This window comes from Bacteroides mediterraneensis (genome assembly GCF_025993685.1).
Lineage (GTDB): Bacteria > Bacteroidota > Bacteroidia > Bacteroidales > Bacteroidaceae > Phocaeicola > Phocaeicola mediterraneensis_A.
Genome location: NZ_DAJPEN010000001.1, coordinates 1,819,213 through 1,833,210 on the forward strand (window position 1 = coordinate 1,819,213; position 13,998 = coordinate 1,833,210).

At 49.2% G+C, this 13,998-nt stretch carries 16 protein-coding genes; all 16 read right to left on the reverse strand.

Annotation, left to right across the window (positions count from 1 at the left end; genetic code table 11):
- Window positions 1–11: 11 nt before the first annotated feature.
- A complete protein-coding gene (locus OIM59_RS07730; RefSeq protein ID WP_072542636.1) occupies window positions 12–764 on the reverse strand; it encodes a tetratricopeptide repeat protein in 753 nt (250 codons plus the stop codon).
- A gap of 24 nt (window positions 765–788) precedes the next feature.
- Window positions 789–2,612, reverse strand: a complete 1,824-nt coding sequence (locus OIM59_RS07735) for a BatD family protein (RefSeq protein ID WP_299172079.1) — start codon at window positions 2,610–2,612, stop codon at window positions 789–791.
- A 46-nt stretch (window positions 2,613–2,658) separates the two neighbouring features.
- Window positions 2,659–3,357 (reverse strand): tetratricopeptide repeat protein, encoded by a 699-nt coding sequence (locus tag OIM59_RS07740; protein WP_299172081.1) that lies wholly within the window; start codon window positions 3,355–3,357, stop codon window positions 2,659–2,661.
- Window positions 3,358–3,365: 8 nt separating this feature from the next.
- Window positions 3,366–4,385 carry a VWA domain-containing protein gene (locus OIM59_RS07745; RefSeq protein WP_299172083.1) on the reverse strand — a complete coding sequence of 340 codons (1,020 nt, stop codon included), beginning with the start codon at window positions 4,383–4,385 and terminating at the stop codon, window positions 3,366–3,368.
- An 11-nt stretch (window positions 4,386–4,396) separates the two neighbouring features.
- A complete protein-coding gene (locus OIM59_RS07750; protein ID WP_072542639.1) occupies window positions 4,397–5,395 on the reverse strand; it encodes a VWA domain-containing protein in 999 nt (332 codons plus the stop codon).
- Between the two features lie 20 nt (window positions 5,396–5,415).
- Window positions 5,416–6,489 (reverse strand): hypothetical protein, encoded by a 1,074-nt coding sequence (locus OIM59_RS07755; RefSeq protein ID WP_303896029.1) that lies wholly within the window; start codon window positions 6,487–6,489, stop codon window positions 5,416–5,418.
- Between the two features lie 38 nt (window positions 6,490–6,527).
- On the reverse strand, window positions 6,528–7,397 hold the full coding sequence (locus OIM59_RS07760; RefSeq protein WP_299172089.1) for a DUF58 domain-containing protein: 870 nt from the start codon (window positions 7,395–7,397) through the stop codon (window positions 6,528–6,530).
- 144 nt (window positions 7,398–7,541) lie between these two features.
- Window positions 7,542–8,537, reverse strand: a complete 996-nt coding sequence (locus OIM59_RS07765) for a MoxR family ATPase (RefSeq protein WP_072542641.1) — start codon at window positions 8,535–8,537, stop codon at window positions 7,542–7,544.
- 206 nt (window positions 8,538–8,743) lie between these two features.
- The gene (locus OIM59_RS07770; protein WP_303896030.1) at window positions 8,744–10,081 is read right to left on the reverse strand and encodes an HU family DNA-binding protein; all 1,338 of its coding nucleotides are present in this window, start codon (window positions 10,079–10,081) and stop codon (window positions 8,744–8,746) included.
- On the reverse strand, window positions 10,074–10,364 hold the full coding sequence (locus OIM59_RS07775; RefSeq protein WP_299172094.1) for an HU family DNA-binding protein: 291 nt from the start codon (window positions 10,362–10,364) through the stop codon (window positions 10,074–10,076). The genes OIM59_RS07770 and OIM59_RS07775 overlap by 8 nt, the downstream gene beginning before the upstream one ends.
- Window position 10,365: 1 nt before the next feature.
- Complete coding sequence (gene rimO / locus OIM59_RS07780; protein ID WP_072542644.1) at window positions 10,366–11,667, reverse strand: 30S ribosomal protein S12 methylthiotransferase RimO; 1,302 nt, start codon at window positions 11,665–11,667, stop codon at window positions 10,366–10,368.
- Window positions 11,664–12,629 (reverse strand): signal recognition particle-docking protein FtsY, encoded by a 966-nt coding sequence (ftsY, locus tag OIM59_RS07785; RefSeq protein ID WP_299172099.1) that lies wholly within the window; start codon window positions 12,627–12,629, stop codon window positions 11,664–11,666. Before ftsY ends, rimO begins: the two co-directional genes overlap by 4 nt.
- A 126-nt stretch (window positions 12,630–12,755) precedes the next feature.
- Complete coding sequence (locus tag OIM59_RS07790; protein ID WP_007558249.1) at window positions 12,756–12,911, reverse strand: DUF4295 domain-containing protein; 156 nt, start codon at window positions 12,909–12,911, stop codon at window positions 12,756–12,758.
- 9 nt (window positions 12,912–12,920) lie between these two features.
- Complete coding sequence (gene rpmG, locus OIM59_RS07795; protein ID WP_005841291.1) at window positions 12,921–13,109, reverse strand: 50S ribosomal protein L33; 189 nt, start codon at window positions 13,107–13,109, stop codon at window positions 12,921–12,923.
- A 19-nt stretch (window positions 13,110–13,128) separates the two neighbouring features.
- Entirely contained in the window at window positions 13,129–13,389 is a 261-nt protein-coding gene (gene rpmB / locus OIM59_RS07800; protein WP_007558239.1) for a 50S ribosomal protein L28, read from the reverse strand.
- 104 nt (window positions 13,390–13,493) lie between these two features.
- On the reverse strand, window positions 13,494–13,994 hold the full coding sequence (locus tag OIM59_RS07805; protein ID WP_299172214.1) for a CinA family protein: 501 nt from the start codon (window positions 13,992–13,994) through the stop codon (window positions 13,494–13,496).
- Between the last annotated feature and the right edge of the window lie 4 nt (window positions 13,995–13,998).

Genomic DNA, 13,998 nt, shown 5'->3' on the forward strand with positions numbered 1-13,998 from the left:
AATGCTTGAATTTAAATGAGTTCTATAGCTTCTGTCTTCACCCAACCTTTGTTGCCGTCTTCCAGGCGGATTTCTTTCCAGCCCTTCATGGAATTGTCTTCAATGAAGACTTTCGTTCCTTCGTGAAGCACGAACAGGTCGGTACCGCTTTCGTTCGGCGTACTCTTGACGTTAATGGTCGGTTCCATCACGATGGCACCCGTACGGTCTACAAGTTCTGACTTCTGTTCGCTGGCAAAAAGATTGGCACATACCGTCACCACCAGAAATACTACGGCTCCGATGAATCCCGTCTTCTTAATCCAAAGGCGATTGCCGAAGATATAGAAAGAAACCCCAATCAGCAAAAGAATGAAGGAGAAAATTCCTACATATCCCCAGCTTTTCTCGCTCATCAGGTTGACCAGCGACTTATACCAAGTGACGATAAACACCTCGGCTGTCGGCGTGATGTTGTCCACGGTCTTGCTCCGGGCCATATCCAGGTTGAAGCGGATATCGGCATCTCCCGGGCTCAGCAAAAGTGCCCGTTCATAGTTGAGCACTGCCTTGGGCGTGTTCTTCATCTTGAAGTAGGCATTACCCAGATTATAATAGATATCGGCCGACTCACCCTGCGTTTGCAAGATTTGCTCGTACATGGCAGCCGCCTCACTGAACTGGTTCTTCTGGTATGCTTCGTCAGCCTCCGCCTTGGTGGGGGCCGCCATCGCAAACTGGATGCACCCAATCAGCCCAATCAATAGTAAAGACAATTTCTTCATATCTAGTTGCTCTCCTATCCGTTTTTAATGTTTGATACTGTTTTCCATTTTACTGATCACTTCCACGGAAGCGGAATAAACCTTGTCCATGGCCTCGTTCTCATCGCCCGGCGCATAACGTGCGTATTCACATTCGTTGAGCACCCCAATGAACTCGGCAATCAGGGCCTCCTCTACGCCGTAGTTGGTCAGTTCGGCTTCGATGTTGTCCTTTGAAAGCTGTGACACCGGAATACTGAGCTTGTCGCTGATGTATCCCCACAAGGCCTTCAGCACCTCATCGTAGAACTCGTTCTTCTTGTTTTCGGCCAACAGCTTGCCGGCCAGTTTCATACGGCGGGTAGCCACCTTGTTGGCCTTCTTGGTCTTCATCTTGGCCACGTTGGCATTATCAAGAGCCTTCTGCCGATAAATCACCGCAAAGACGATGAACAGCAGCAATGGAATCAGATAGCACAAGTAATAGCCTACGCTGCCGAAGAAGAATTCACCTTTCGGACGGAGGGTCGTATTGCCCAGCTTGATGAAGCGGACATCCTTGCCCAGCATCTTCACGTTCTCCTTGTTGGTGAAATCCGCAATCACCTGATCAGCATTGCCCTGTCCCTTTGCCACTTTCAAGTTATAAGCCTCTGTCTTGAGCGTCTTGTAACTGTTGCTCTTCAGGTCGAAATACGTGAATTCCACTGCCGGAACGGTAAAGTTACCAGCATGGCGCGGAATAGCCAGATATTCAAAGGTCTTTGTACCTGTCAGTCCGCTGCTTGTCAGCTTGTAGTTGTCGGTCACTTTCGGATCGTACACCTCAAAATCCTGCGGGAACTTGATATCGGGCGTACTGATCAGTTTCATGTTACCCGTACCCGTCAGGGTCAGCTTGATGGTTACGGCATCGTTGGTCTTCACGTCGGTAGCGTTGATAGACGAAGCCAGCTTGAAGTCACCCACCGCACCCGAGAATCCGGCAGGTTTGGCCGGAAGCGGCTGTACGTTGATGACCAGCTTGGGAGTAGTGATTTTCTTTTTCACCTCCACGTATCCCCCGCCATTGAAGAACGCGTCAAACGGATCTTCGGAAGCTGTCTGCTGGGCAATCACCCCATCGAACGTGATGGAAGGAATCTCCAGTTTGCCGGTCTGCTGCGGGAACAGTACATACTGGCTCCACACCGTCGTATTGTAATTCCGTCCCTTATAATGCTCCAGCGTGAAAGTCTTCTGCTGCGGCAATTCCACTTCCTGCGTATGGAAGCCTTTCAAATCGGGCATATCCCCACGAAGTTGGCGCAGATTCACCACGGTATACACTTTGTAAGTCAACAGAATGGCTTCCTGTTCATGTACGGTCGTCTTGCTGGCCGTAGCCGTGATAAACAAATCATTAGACGTAATCCGGCTGCCTGCCACCTGACTCCGGGAGGAAGAACTGCTTCCCCCACCGTTTCCTCCGCTCTTCGATGCCTGATCCTGCGGAAGCACCTTGATGGAAATGGCATTCGAAAACACTTTCTTTCCATCCACTTCCACACTGGCTGCGGGAATGGTGTAAGTACCCGGATTACCCGCCAACAGGATATACGTAAAAGCCGTCGAACTGCTCGACGTACGCTTTCCGTTGATAATCTGGATGCTGCTCTGCTGAGAACGGCTCGGTCCCATCAGCACATCGAAGCCCTTGATGGAAGGTGCCCGGAAGTCCTTGATATCTTGCGAATTGACCGTGAAGACGAGACGCACCTGGTCACCACTGACCACCACGTCGGCAGCTTCCGCCACAAACCGTACGTTGTCGGCCTTCACCTGTCCTACGGCAAGTATCATAAAAAGTAAGAATATTATCTTTCGCATTATTCTTTGATTTATAATTATTCGTTTGTTCTTCATCTTTGCTGGTTTACCAGTCCTTTTCCAGTTTACGGCCCTGCACCTGAATCTGCTTCTTCACCTTGTCCTGCACGTTCTTTTCGTCCTGCATGGCAGCGTTAAGCAACTGTTCGGCATTCTCTTTCGACATCTGGTTCTGATTCTGCTGCGGTTGCTGCGGATTCTGCTGGTCCTTCTTGTTCTGTTCCTGCTGGTCCTTGTTCTGCTGTTTGTCGTCCTGCTTCTGGTCCTGCTTGTTCTGTTTCTGGTCCTGATTCTGCTGGTTCTGCTGCTGGTCTTTCAGCTGCTTCTGCGCCAGTGCCAGATTGTAGCGGGTTTCATTGTCCTTCGGATTATTGCGCAGGGATTCCTTATAGGCTTCGATACACTGCGGCAACTGTTTGGACGACTGCAGGATAACGCCCATGTTATGGTAAATCTGCGCCAGCTTCATCTTGTCCTTTTCAATCTTTGAAGCAGCGGTAAACTGTTCCATGGCCTCCTTCCCCTTCTGCTGCATCAGCAACGCATTACCCAGGTTGTACATGGCATCGGCCGACTTGGGATTCAGTTCCAGTGCCTTCCGGTAGTCCACTTCTGCCTTGACAAACAAACTGTCCTTGTAGAGTTTGTTGCCGCTCCGCAGATAATCACGGTCTGTTTTCTGTGCGTAACCCGCCACAGCAGTCATGGCCAGGCACATACACAGCATATATCCTTTCACTTTCATCTCCAATTTCATTTAAAGAGTTTCACATTCCTGAAAAGCGGATTCTTGCGGTTCAGAATCATCAGGTCGGCAGCCAGCAACAAGATGGCCAGCCAGGCCAGTACCTGGAACTGCTCGTCGAATTCCGTAAAGACCTGCGTCTCCACGTCCGCCTTTGCCAGTTTGTTGATTTCCGCGTTCAAGGCTCTCTCCGCATTGTTGGTGTTGTCCACCCGCACATAAATGCCGTTTCCCGCCTTGGCAATTTCCTGACACATCTGTTCGTTCAGACGGGTCACAATCACATTGCCGTCCTTGTCGCGGCGGAACTCGTTGCTACCTTCCATCGGAATGGGTGAACCGTCGGGCGAACCGACCCCCAGCACAAACACCCGTATCCCTTTCTTGGCGGCTGCCTGTGCGGCTTCTATCGCTCCCCCTTCGTGGTTTTCTCCATCCGTAATCAGCACGATGGCTCTTCCTACGCCTTCATTCGGCGTGAAACTTTTCATGGCCAGGTCGATAGCCCCGCCGATATCCGTACCCTGCGTGGTAATCAACGACGGAGAGATGGTTTCCAGGAACATCTTGGCCGATACATAGTCGCTCGTAATCGGAAGCTGTGTAAAGGCCTGACCTGCAAACACAATCATGGCCACCTTGTCGTTGTTGAACGTTTCCACCAGGCGGGAAATCAGTTTCTTCGACTTCTCCAGACGGCTGGGAGTGACATCCTGTGCCAACATGGAGTTGGAAATATCCAGCGCCACCACGGTTTCCACACCTTGCCGTTTCACTGTCTCCATCTTGGAACCGAACTGCGGACGGGCCAGCATGAAAATCACCATGGCCAGCGCGGCAAAAGTCAGCCAGAACTTGACATCGGGACGGTATTTGGACACATCCGGCATCAAGTGTGCCAGCAGTTCCGGACTACCGTATTCGCGCAAGCGCTTGCGGCGGCGGTAGTTCGTATAAAAATAGAACACAGCCAGCAAGGGCAGCACAATCAGTAAATATAAATATTGAGGTTCTCCAAATCGAAACATGGCTTCTTCTTTTAAGGTATTTTCTTTAATACTGTATTCCGCAACAGGATTTCAAGCAGGATGCTCAGGAACGCAATCAGGGCAAACACCTGATAAGCCTCTTCGCGCTTGCTGAATTCCTTCACGTTCAGTTTCGTCTTCTCCAGTTTGTCAATCTCGCGGTATACTTCTTTCAGCTTGGTATTGCTGGTAGCCCGGAAATAGTTTCCGTTGGTAGTACCCGCAATCTGACTCATGGTCTGTTCGTCGATTTCCACCGGCATCTGCACATACTGCACACCCGCGTATGTCTGCATCGGATAAGGTGCCGTTCCATTGGTTCCTACACCGATGGTGTACACGCGGATACCAAACTGCTTGGCAATCTCGGCCGCCGTCAGCGGAGAGATGTCTCCCCGGTTGTTCACGCCATCCGTCAGCAGGATAATCACCTTCGACTTGGCCTTGCTGTCTTTCAGACGGCTCACCGCGTTGGCCAGTCCCATACCCAGTGCCGTACCGTCTTCAATCATTCCGCGCTGCACCATGTCGCAGCCCACACTCTGGAACAAGTTCAGCAACACCCCGTGGTCGACCGTCAGCGGACACTGCGTGAAAGCCTCTCCCGCAAAGACAGTCAGACCGATGTTGTCGTTCGGACGTCCGTTGATGAACTCTGCCGCCACCTGCTTGGCCGCCTCGATACGGTTCGGCTTCAAGTCCTCTGCCAGCATACTGGTCGATACGTCGACCGCCAGCATGATATCGATACCTTCAATTTCCGTGTTCTGCCAGTTATCCGTAGTCTGCGGGCGTGCCAGCACCAGCACAATCATCACAAACGTCAAGATACGGAGCACGAACGGTGCATGCAGCAAATACACCTTCCAACTGCGCGGAGCCTGCATGTACATCCGTGTGGTAGATACCTGCATGGTCGGTTCCGTTTTCTTGCGGCGCATCACGTACCACACGATATACGGAATCAGCAGCAACAGCAGGAACAGATATTCTATATTCGCAAAAATCATAGTCTCAACTCATTTTAAAATTAAAAAAAGAGGTCGATGAGGTGACTCACAGACAGATACAAGGCAATCAGTGCGGCAACACCCGTGATGGCAATGCTGCAGAGCAGTACAATCCGTCCCTGTTTGGAACGTTTTTCCTCCACCTTGATTTCCGTAGGCTCCTTCTTGGCGTTCGGATCTTCCTCTATCTTGGTCTGGTTGATGAAATCCACGGCATTCACCAGGTTCATGTCGTTCTCGTTCATCAGCGGCGCATATTTGGCAAACTTCACCAGGTCGGCCGTTTCAAACATCGCCTTCAGGTCGCGGATAGAATCCTTGTCCTTTTCCTCCAGCAAGCGTTCAATGATTTCCGAAGAAGTCATCTCCATGGCATTGAAGCCGAAACGCTCCTTTATATATACACGAATCACATCGGTCAGTTCCGTGTAATATGCTTTCGGGTCCTCCCGTTTGGCAGCCTTGTCGGCCTTGATGGTCTCAATCTTCTTCATGGCAGCCAGATGAGGAGGCAACTTCGGTTCTATCTTGATAATCTTGATAATCGGCTTGTTGTCGCGATAGCGTATGACAAAGAAGACGGTCACCACTCCCAATGCGATGAACAACAGGATGGAATACACCAACGGGGCCAGATCGTCCCATGTGAGAGGTACCTCCTGAATGGTTTTCGGACCAAAGAACTGGTCGGGATGCAACGTATCCACCGGAATGGAATACACCTTCAGGGCCAGCGCCTTGGAACGGTAGGCCTTGTCATTGACCAGCACTTCGAACGGCGGCAGGTAATACAGTGCCGAGTCGAAAGAAGTCACCGTATACTCCTGTGAAATCAGCCAGCGCTTGTTGTCGTTAAGCAGCTGGGTATCCGGTTTGGCCACATCCAGAATCTCCACTCCCCTGACCAGCGTGTCACGAAGCTGCGGCAACCTCAGTTTCTGGTTGGCATCCATGCTGACCTGCAACTTGATTTTGGCCTGCTCGCCAATCAGCAATTGAAGAGAGTCGATAGTCGCTTCCACTGTTACCGACTGGGCTTTCAGTCCGGACACTCCGCACAAAATCAGTACCGCGCAGCAACATGCCTTTATCATTTTCGTGTAATATAATATGAAATGTCTCATGTCAACTGTCAGTTTCGTTTAGCAAATAAATTCAACAACACCTTCACATAATCCTGGTCCGTACGGACAGACACAGAGTCCACATTGCTGTGGGTGAAGGTTTCGTTCAGCTTCTGCTGCCTTTCCTTCCACCAGGCGTGGTGTGCATTCCGCAGCGCCTTGGAAGAAGTGTCAATCCACTGTTCATGACCCGTTTCCGCATCGCGTACCAGCATCAGGCCCACATCGGGAAGCTCTTCCAGCCGGCGGTCGTACACCTGTACCGCCACCACATCGTGCTTCCGGTTGGCAATGGTCAACGCATTCTGGAAGTCCCGGTCGTCGATAAAATCGCTGAGGATGAACGCTGTACAGCGTTTCTTCAACACATTCGTCAGGTACTCGATGGCACACTGCAGATTGGTCCGCTGGCTTTCGGGCTTGAAATCAAGCAGCTCGCGGATAATATACAAGATGTGCTTGCGTCCTTTCTTGGGAGGGATGAATTTCTCAATCCGGTCGGAAAAGAAAATCACGCCAATCTTATCGTTGTTCTGGATGGCAGAAAAAGCAAGCGTGGCGGCAATCTCCGTCACCATATCCTTCTTCAGCTGCTTGATGGTACCGAAATCCAGACTGTTGGACACGTCCACCAGCAACATGACCGTCAGTTCACGTTCCTCCTCAAAGACTTTCACGAATGGTTTGTCGAAGCGAGCGGTCACATTCCAGTCTATATCGCGCACGTCGTCCCCAAACTGATATTCACGGACTTCGGAGAACGCCATACCCCGACCCTTGAAGGCCGAATGATACTGGCCGGCAAAAATATTGCTCGAAAGTCCCCTCGTCTTGATTTCAATCTGACGGACACGCTTTAAAAGTTCACTTGTCTCCATTCCTTTAGTATTTGACCGTGCCCCTGCGGAATCGGCCGAGGAACACGGTTGAATCGTTTATAATCTATGCAGCTTTTCCGCTGCGGATAAAAGCGGACGGGAACACTCTCCTCCCCGTCTGCCACGGTTTCAGACGCCCGCTTATCAGGGCACTTCCACCTTGTTCAGAATCTTGCTGACGATTTCGTCGGAAGTCACGTTGGTCGCTTCCGCCTCGTAAGTCAGTCCGATACGGTGACGGAGCACGTCGTGTGCCACGGCACGCACATCTTCCGGAATCACATACCCACGGCGTTTGATGAAAGCATAGCTGCGGGCAGCCAGTGCCAGGTTGATAGACGCACGCGGAGAACCGCCAAAGCCAATCAGGCTCTTCAGGTCCTTCAAATCGTATTTTTCCGGATAACGGGTAGCGAACACGATGTCGGCAATATATTGTTCAATCTTTTCGTCCAGGTAAACCTGACGCACTACCTCACGCGCCGCAATGATATCTTCCGCCTTCAAAATCGGACGGACTTCCACACGTTCGCCCGAAATATTCTGGCGGACAATTTTCTTTTCCTCTTCCAGCTTCGGGTAGTCAATGATAACCTTCAGCATGAAACGGTCCACCTGAGCTTCCGGCAACGGATAGGTACCTTCCTGTTCAATCGGGTTCTGCGTAGCCATTACCAGGAAAGGTTTCGGCAAAGCGAAAGTCTGTTTGCCCAGTGTCACCTGACGTTCCTGCATGGCCTCGAGCAAGGCACTCTGTACTTTCGCCGGAGCACGGTTGATTTCATCGGCCAATACGAAATTGGCGAAGATAGGTCCCTTGTTGGCGATGAACTGTTCATCCTTCTGACTGTAAATCATGGTACCGATGATATCGGCCGGCAGCAAATCAGGAGTAAACTGCACACGACTGTATTTGGAGTCGATCAATGAAGCCAGGGTCTTGATGGCCAATGTTTTTGCCAAACCCGGCACACCTTCCAGCAGGATATGTCCGTCGGAAAGCAACCCGATCAACAAAGATTCAATGAGGTGTTTTTGACCTACGATTACCTGATTCATTCCTTCCATCAGGTTGGTTACGAATGCGCTCTGGCGTTCGATACGTTCGTTTAATTCACGAATGTCAATAGCTTCAGCCATAATTTTCTTCTATTTTAGTTCCTATTTTTTTCATTAAAAAAAGCCCTTTCTCTACCTATGCCTAAAAGGACACCCCAAAATTAAGGCATTCCATTAACAGGCACAATAAATTTTGATAAAAAAATATAGACGGCTTTCCCCTTTTAAGGCTTATTGAACTAAAGAAAATTAAAAAGGCCCTGTTTGCATACGTACAAGGCCTTCCTTTATTTTTTAGGAGTCAGCTGTGGAATCTGAATAGTCGTCCCCACCGGCACGTTGTCCGGATTCTTGATAATGGATTTGTTATGCTTCACCAGATAGGGCCACAGTTTCTTGTTGCCATAGAACTTTTGGGCCACCCGCACCAGGCTTTCTCCCGGACGGAGCGTGTAAGAAGCTTGTGTACCTGTAATCTGGTATTCCACCGTGTCGGCCAGAGTTTCCCGCTTGGCCGGTGCAACCGTCTTTTCCGTTTTCTCCACCTTTTCAGGTTTCTCGGACATTACTTTTTCTTTGCTCACCGTATCCGAATGCTGCACCCGCATTTGAGAAGAATCCATTTTACCCGTCAAGGTATCTACCATCTGTACCGAATCCGGTACAACAAGCACAGACTTCTGCTGCATCAGATATTCCACCAACTCTTCCGGCACATACCGTCGTCCGGAGGTCAACGCCCAGGTAATCAGCCCCCCGATAAAGATTCCGACCAACAACACCGAAGCAATCATGCACCATGGGAAATGCCGTTCCTTATCCTCCCTTTTCACCGGTTCTACGATCTCCACAGCCTGTTCAGTCACAGATTTTTCCGGAGCTTCGTCCGTCTCTGGATTTGTTTCGGCTGTTGTTTCTTCCTTCAGCTCCTCGCTTTTCTTTTCCGAGGTAGTCACATCGGTTCCTGAAGCCTTCCCTTCCTGCACAACCGTTTCTGCATCCGCCGGCTCTTCTTTCCCTTCCTCCGACAAATCTGCCACCATTTCCGGACACGACTCCTCCGCTTTCTGCTCTGGAGAAGAAGAAACCATCTCAGCCTCGGACTCCACCTGCAAGTGTGACACTGTCTCCGTCGGCAAAGGCCCCTCCTCTTGCATAGCCTCCTGGGGAAACTCCAGCCCAATGGTTGTTATTTCACCACCCGGTACGGTTTCCACCGTTTCCTCCGCCACATCAGAATCCACTTCCTCTTCCGTTCCATCCGGCAATCCGCCTTCTTCCGGGAGATCCGTAAAATGCACTTCATCCTTGAGTAAAACCGACTGGAAATGCGCAAAAGGCTTGTTAATCTGGTCACGCAATCCCGCTTCCGGAATAAACGACACACGGGTATGCCCCTTGATCTCAATGGCCTCCCCCGTGTTGACATCCACGCTTTTCCGAGCCTCGATATTGATGAGTTTAAACGTACCCAACCCTTTCACCTTTACATACTTGTCGCGTGCCAAGGCTTCCTCAATCAAGGCGAGGAACTCCTTCACAAACACCTCCGCATCTGCCTCATTCCACTGGCATTTGCGGGCAAACAATTCCACAAGTTCTTGTAAGGTTATTTTCTCATTCATCGGGCGAAACGTTTTTAAACTTCTCCTTTAGTACCGTACTCGGTTTGAAAGACAGCGTCAGTTTGGGAGGTACCAGAAAACGCTGCCGGGTGACAGGATTCACAGAGATACGCTCCATCTTTTTCTTTACCTCAAACACACCGAAACCTTGCAGGCTGACCGTCTTGTCATCCTGCAAAGCCTGCGACAGACATTCGGTAAGCGAAGCGACCAAAGAAGCCGTCTCCTTCCCCGGCCTGTTCAGGCGGAGGGAAAGTTCCTCTATGAATTCCTTGTTTGTCATCCTATTTCACAATTCTTGCATACAAATCAAAATCGTCCGCATCATACACTTTCACCCGATGGAAAGTCCCGGTCTTCAGGCGGTGTTCACCCGCTTCAATCAAGACCTCCGGATCCACCTCCGGTGAGTCAAACTGCGTACGACCGATATAATAGTCTCCTTCTTTCCGGTCGATGATGACCTTGAATTCCTGTCCGATTTTCTGGTGCGCCAATTCAGCCGAAATTTCCTGCTGCAAGGCCATCAGCTCGTCCAGACGCTGCTGCTTCACCTCGTGCGGAATCTCATCCTTGTAATGCTTGGCCGAATAAGTGCCTTCTTCTTCCGAATAAGCAAATGCACCCATGCGTTCAAAGCGGGCCTTGCGCACGAACTCCTTCAGTTCTTCAAAGTCCTGTTCCGTTTCTCCGGGATGCCCCACCATCAACGTGGTACGCAAGTGAATGCCCGGCACCTCCTGGCGGAACTTCTCAATCAGCCGGTACGTTTCTTCCTTGGTCACATGACGGCGCATTTTCTCCAACATATTGTCGCTGATGTGCTGCAAGGCAATATCCATGTATTTGCACACATTGTCATTCTCTCGCATCACACGGAACAAATCTTCCGGGAAGTGAGCCGGATAAGCATAATGCAAACGAATCCATTCCACGCCCGGGATATGTGCCATCTGCTCAATCAGTTCCGGCAGCATCTGTTTCTTGTACAAGTCCACCCCGTAATACGTCAGTTCCTGCGCAATGACCTGAAATTCTTTCACCCCTTCCGACACCAGCAGACGTACCTCGTCCAGAATCTCTTCCATCGGACGAGACACATGCTTTCCGGTAATGATAGGGATGGCACAATATGCACATTTGCGGTCGCAGCCTTCCGAAATCTTCAGATAAGCATAATGCTTGGGAGTCGTCAGATGACGCTCGATGGAAAACTCCGAATGATACGCCTTGCCCAAATCGGCCAGCAGTTCGTTCCAGTTGAACTTTCCATAAAACTTGTCCACCTGCGGAATCTCCATCTGCAAGTCCTTCAGGTAACGTTCCGAAAGACAGCCCATGACATAGAGTTTCTTCAGCCGGCCTTCTTCCTTGGCCTGACAGAACTCCAATATCATGTTGATAGACTCTTCCTTGGCATCGCCAATAAAACCGCACGTATTGATAACGGCTATTTCTCCCTGAGGGTGGGCACTGTCGTGCGTCACTTTATATCCGTTGGCCTCCAGCTGCTTCATCAGCTTTTCAGAGTCCACCAGATTCTTTGAGCACCCTAATGTAATAATATCAATTGTATTCTTTCTCATTTCTCTGTGGTTGGGCCAAACAATGAATCCACAAACTCCCGGCGACGGAATACCTGCAGGTCCTCCATTCCTTCTCCCAGCCCGATGTATTTCACCGGAATCTTGAACTGGTCGGAAATGCCGATTACCACGCCTCCCTTGGCGGTACCGTCAAGTTTGGTAATGGCCATCGCCGTCACCTCCGTAGCCAGCGTAAACTGTTTGGCTTGTTCAAACGCATTCTGTCCGGTAGAGCCGTCGAGCACCAGCAACACCTCATGCGGCGCATCGGGAACCACCTTCTTCATCACATTCTTGATTTTGGTCAGCTCGTTCATCAAGCCGATTTTATTATGCAGACGGCCCGCCGTATCGATGATTACAACATCCGCATGGTTGGCCGTAGCCGAACTCAGCGTGTCGAAAGCCACTGAAGCTGGATCGGCACCCATTTTCTGTTTGATGACAGGTACACCCACTCGTTCGCCCCAGATATCCAGCTGCTCCACGGCGGCTGCACGGAACGTATCGGCTGCACCCAGATAGACTTTCTTTCCTGCCTTCTTGAACTGATAAGCCAGCTTTCCGATGGTCGTAGTCTTTCCTACTCCGTTCACGCCCACCACCATAATCACATAGGGTGTCTTGCCTTGGGGAACGTCAAAATCTGCCGTATCCACCGAATTGTTCTCCATCAGCAATGCGGCGATTTCTTCGCGAAGAATATTATTCAGCTCCTGCGTATTCACATACTTGTCTTTCGATACCCTGGCTTCTATGCGCTTGATAATATTCAGCGTAGTTTCCACTCCTACATCAGACGTAATGAGCACTTCCTCCAGATTGTCCAACACCTCGTCGTCTACCTTCGATTTTCCAGCCACTGCACGCGCAATCTTGCTGAATACACTTTCTTTGGTTTTAGACAATCCTTTGTCTAACGTCTCTTTTTTTTCCTTTGAGAAAAAACTAAAAAATCCCATACAACTTCACATTTATCAGTTTCTGACACAAAGATAAAACTATTCTCGTTCACACACAAAAAAAGTTCCTTCCATCTTTTGAATGAAAGGAACTTTTATTTAGCATTTTATATTTGACTCGCTAAATTATTTCTTGAAGAAGTCCTGAACTTTTTCGTTAGGAACCATCTGTTCGTCAAAAACGTAAGCACCTGTTTTCGGAGACTTAACCATTTTGATAACCTTAGTATAAGAACGGCCTTCTTTACCTGTCTGAAGGGTTGCGACTGTTTTCTTTGCCATGGTCTGTTATTATTTAATTTCTTTATGAACTGTTACTCTTTTCAAAATAGGATTGTACTTCTTCAGTTCCAATCTTTCAGTGGTATTTTTTCTGTTCTTTGTTGTAATATAACGAGAAGTTCCCGGCATACCACTATCCTTCATTTCTGTGCATTCAAGGATTACCTGTACTCTGTTTCCTTTAGCTTTCTTAGCCATAGTCTTTCTCTCCTTTTAATTAACCAATAATTTTGATAGTTTTCCAATCACAATAGCCTTTTGCCACTGCTTCATTCAGCGCTGCATCGAGGCCTTTTTTGTTAATAACTCGCAAGCCGTTAGCACAGATATTCAGGCTAATCCAGCAATCCTGTTCTACATAGTAGAATTTCTTAGTAAACAAGTTCACATCAAAAGTTCTTTTTGTTCTTCTCTTAGAGTGTGAAACGTTGTTGCCTATCAAGGCTTTCTTTCCGGTAATTTGACAAATTTTCGACATTTCTATCTAGTTTTTATAGTTTTATTCCATGGTTCTCTCAAACGGAGTGCAAAGTAAGTGATTTTATTTTACATAAACAAATCTTTCACCAAGAAATTGCACTTTCACCCCTCATTTTCTTGATTTTGACACAATTCCAGCAATAATTGCAGGGTTTTGGCCGTTGCTGCCTGGATATTTTTCTCGCGACCTTCGTCTTCACTCAACATAGCCGTGAGCACCTTTTCTTTCGAACCGGCAGCCACCCAGATGGTACCGACCGGCTTTTCCGGAGTGCCTCCCGCAGGTCCGGCAATGCCCGATGTGGCTACGGCATAATCCGTATCCAAAGCTTCAATGGCACCTTTCACCATTTCTACCACGGTTTCCTCACTTACAGCCCCATATTTTTCCAATGTTTCTGCATTCACATGCAGGTGATTCACCTTCACCTCATTTGAATAGGCGATAATTCCACCTTTATAGAAACGAGAACTACCTGGGATAGCAGTTATAATGGCAGCCACGTTACCAGCCGTACAGCTTTCAGCGGTAGCCAATGTAAAACCTTCTCTCCAGAAGATTTCACTTATCTCCTTACTTAGTGTTTTGGTTTCTACTGACATAATC

What these genes read in the sequence shown, in the direction of transcription:
- OIM59_RS07750 (WP_072542639.1), bottom strand. Translation starts at nt 5,395, where the DNA reads ATGATTTTTGCGAATATAGAATATCTGTTCCTGCTGTTGCTGCTGATT.
- OIM59_RS07805 (WP_299172214.1), bottom strand. Translation starts at nt 13,994, where the DNA reads ATGTCAGTAGAAACCAAAACACTAAGTAAGGAGATAAGTGAAATCTTC.
- OIM59_RS07775 (WP_299172094.1), bottom strand. Translation starts at nt 10,364, where the DNA reads ATGACAAACAAGGAATTCATAGAGGAACTTTCCCTCCGCCTGAACAGG.
- OIM59_RS07770 (WP_303896030.1), bottom strand. Translation starts at nt 10,081, where the DNA reads ATGAATGAGAAAATAACCTTACAAGAACTTGTGGAATTGTTTGCCCGC.
- rimO (WP_072542644.1), bottom strand. Translation starts at nt 11,667, where the DNA reads ATGAGAAAGAATACAATTGATATTATTACATTAGGGTGCTCAAAGAAT.
- OIM59_RS07755 (WP_303896029.1), bottom strand. Translation starts at nt 6,489, where the DNA reads ATGATAAAGGCATGTTGCTGCGCGGTACTGATTTTGTGCGGAGTGTCC.
- OIM59_RS07730 (WP_072542636.1), bottom strand. Translation starts at nt 764, where the DNA reads ATGAAGAAATTGTCTTTACTATTGATTGGGCTGATTGGGTGCATCCAG.
- OIM59_RS07745 (WP_299172083.1), bottom strand. Translation starts at nt 4,385, where the DNA reads ATGTTTCGATTTGGAGAACCTCAATATTTATATTTACTGATTGTGCTG.
- OIM59_RS07760 (WP_299172089.1), bottom strand. Translation starts at nt 7,397, where the DNA reads ATGGAGACAAGTGAACTTTTAAAGCGTGTCCGTCAGATTGAAATCAAG.
- OIM59_RS07740 (WP_299172081.1), bottom strand. Translation starts at nt 3,357, where the DNA reads ATGAAAGTGAAAGGATATATGCTGTGTATGTGCCTGGCCATGACTGCT.
- OIM59_RS07765 (WP_072542641.1), bottom strand. Translation starts at nt 8,537, where the DNA reads ATGGCTGAAGCTATTGACATTCGTGAATTAAACGAACGTATCGAACGC.
- ftsY (WP_299172099.1), bottom strand. Translation starts at nt 12,629, where the DNA reads ATGGGATTTTTTAGTTTTTTCTCAAAGGAAAAAAAAGAGACGTTAGAC.
- rpmB (WP_007558239.1), bottom strand. Translation starts at nt 13,389, where the DNA reads ATGTCGAAAATTTGTCAAATTACCGGAAAGAAAGCCTTGATAGGCAAC.
- OIM59_RS07790 (WP_007558249.1), bottom strand. Translation starts at nt 12,911, where the DNA reads ATGGCAAAGAAAACAGTCGCAACCCTTCAGACAGGTAAAGAAGGCCGT.
- OIM59_RS07735 (WP_299172079.1), bottom strand. Translation starts at nt 2,612, where the DNA reads ATGCGAAAGATAATATTCTTACTTTTTATGATACTTGCCGTAGGACAG.
- rpmG (WP_005841291.1), bottom strand. Translation starts at nt 13,109, where the DNA reads ATGGCTAAGAAAGCTAAAGGAAACAGAGTACAGGTAATCCTTGAATGC.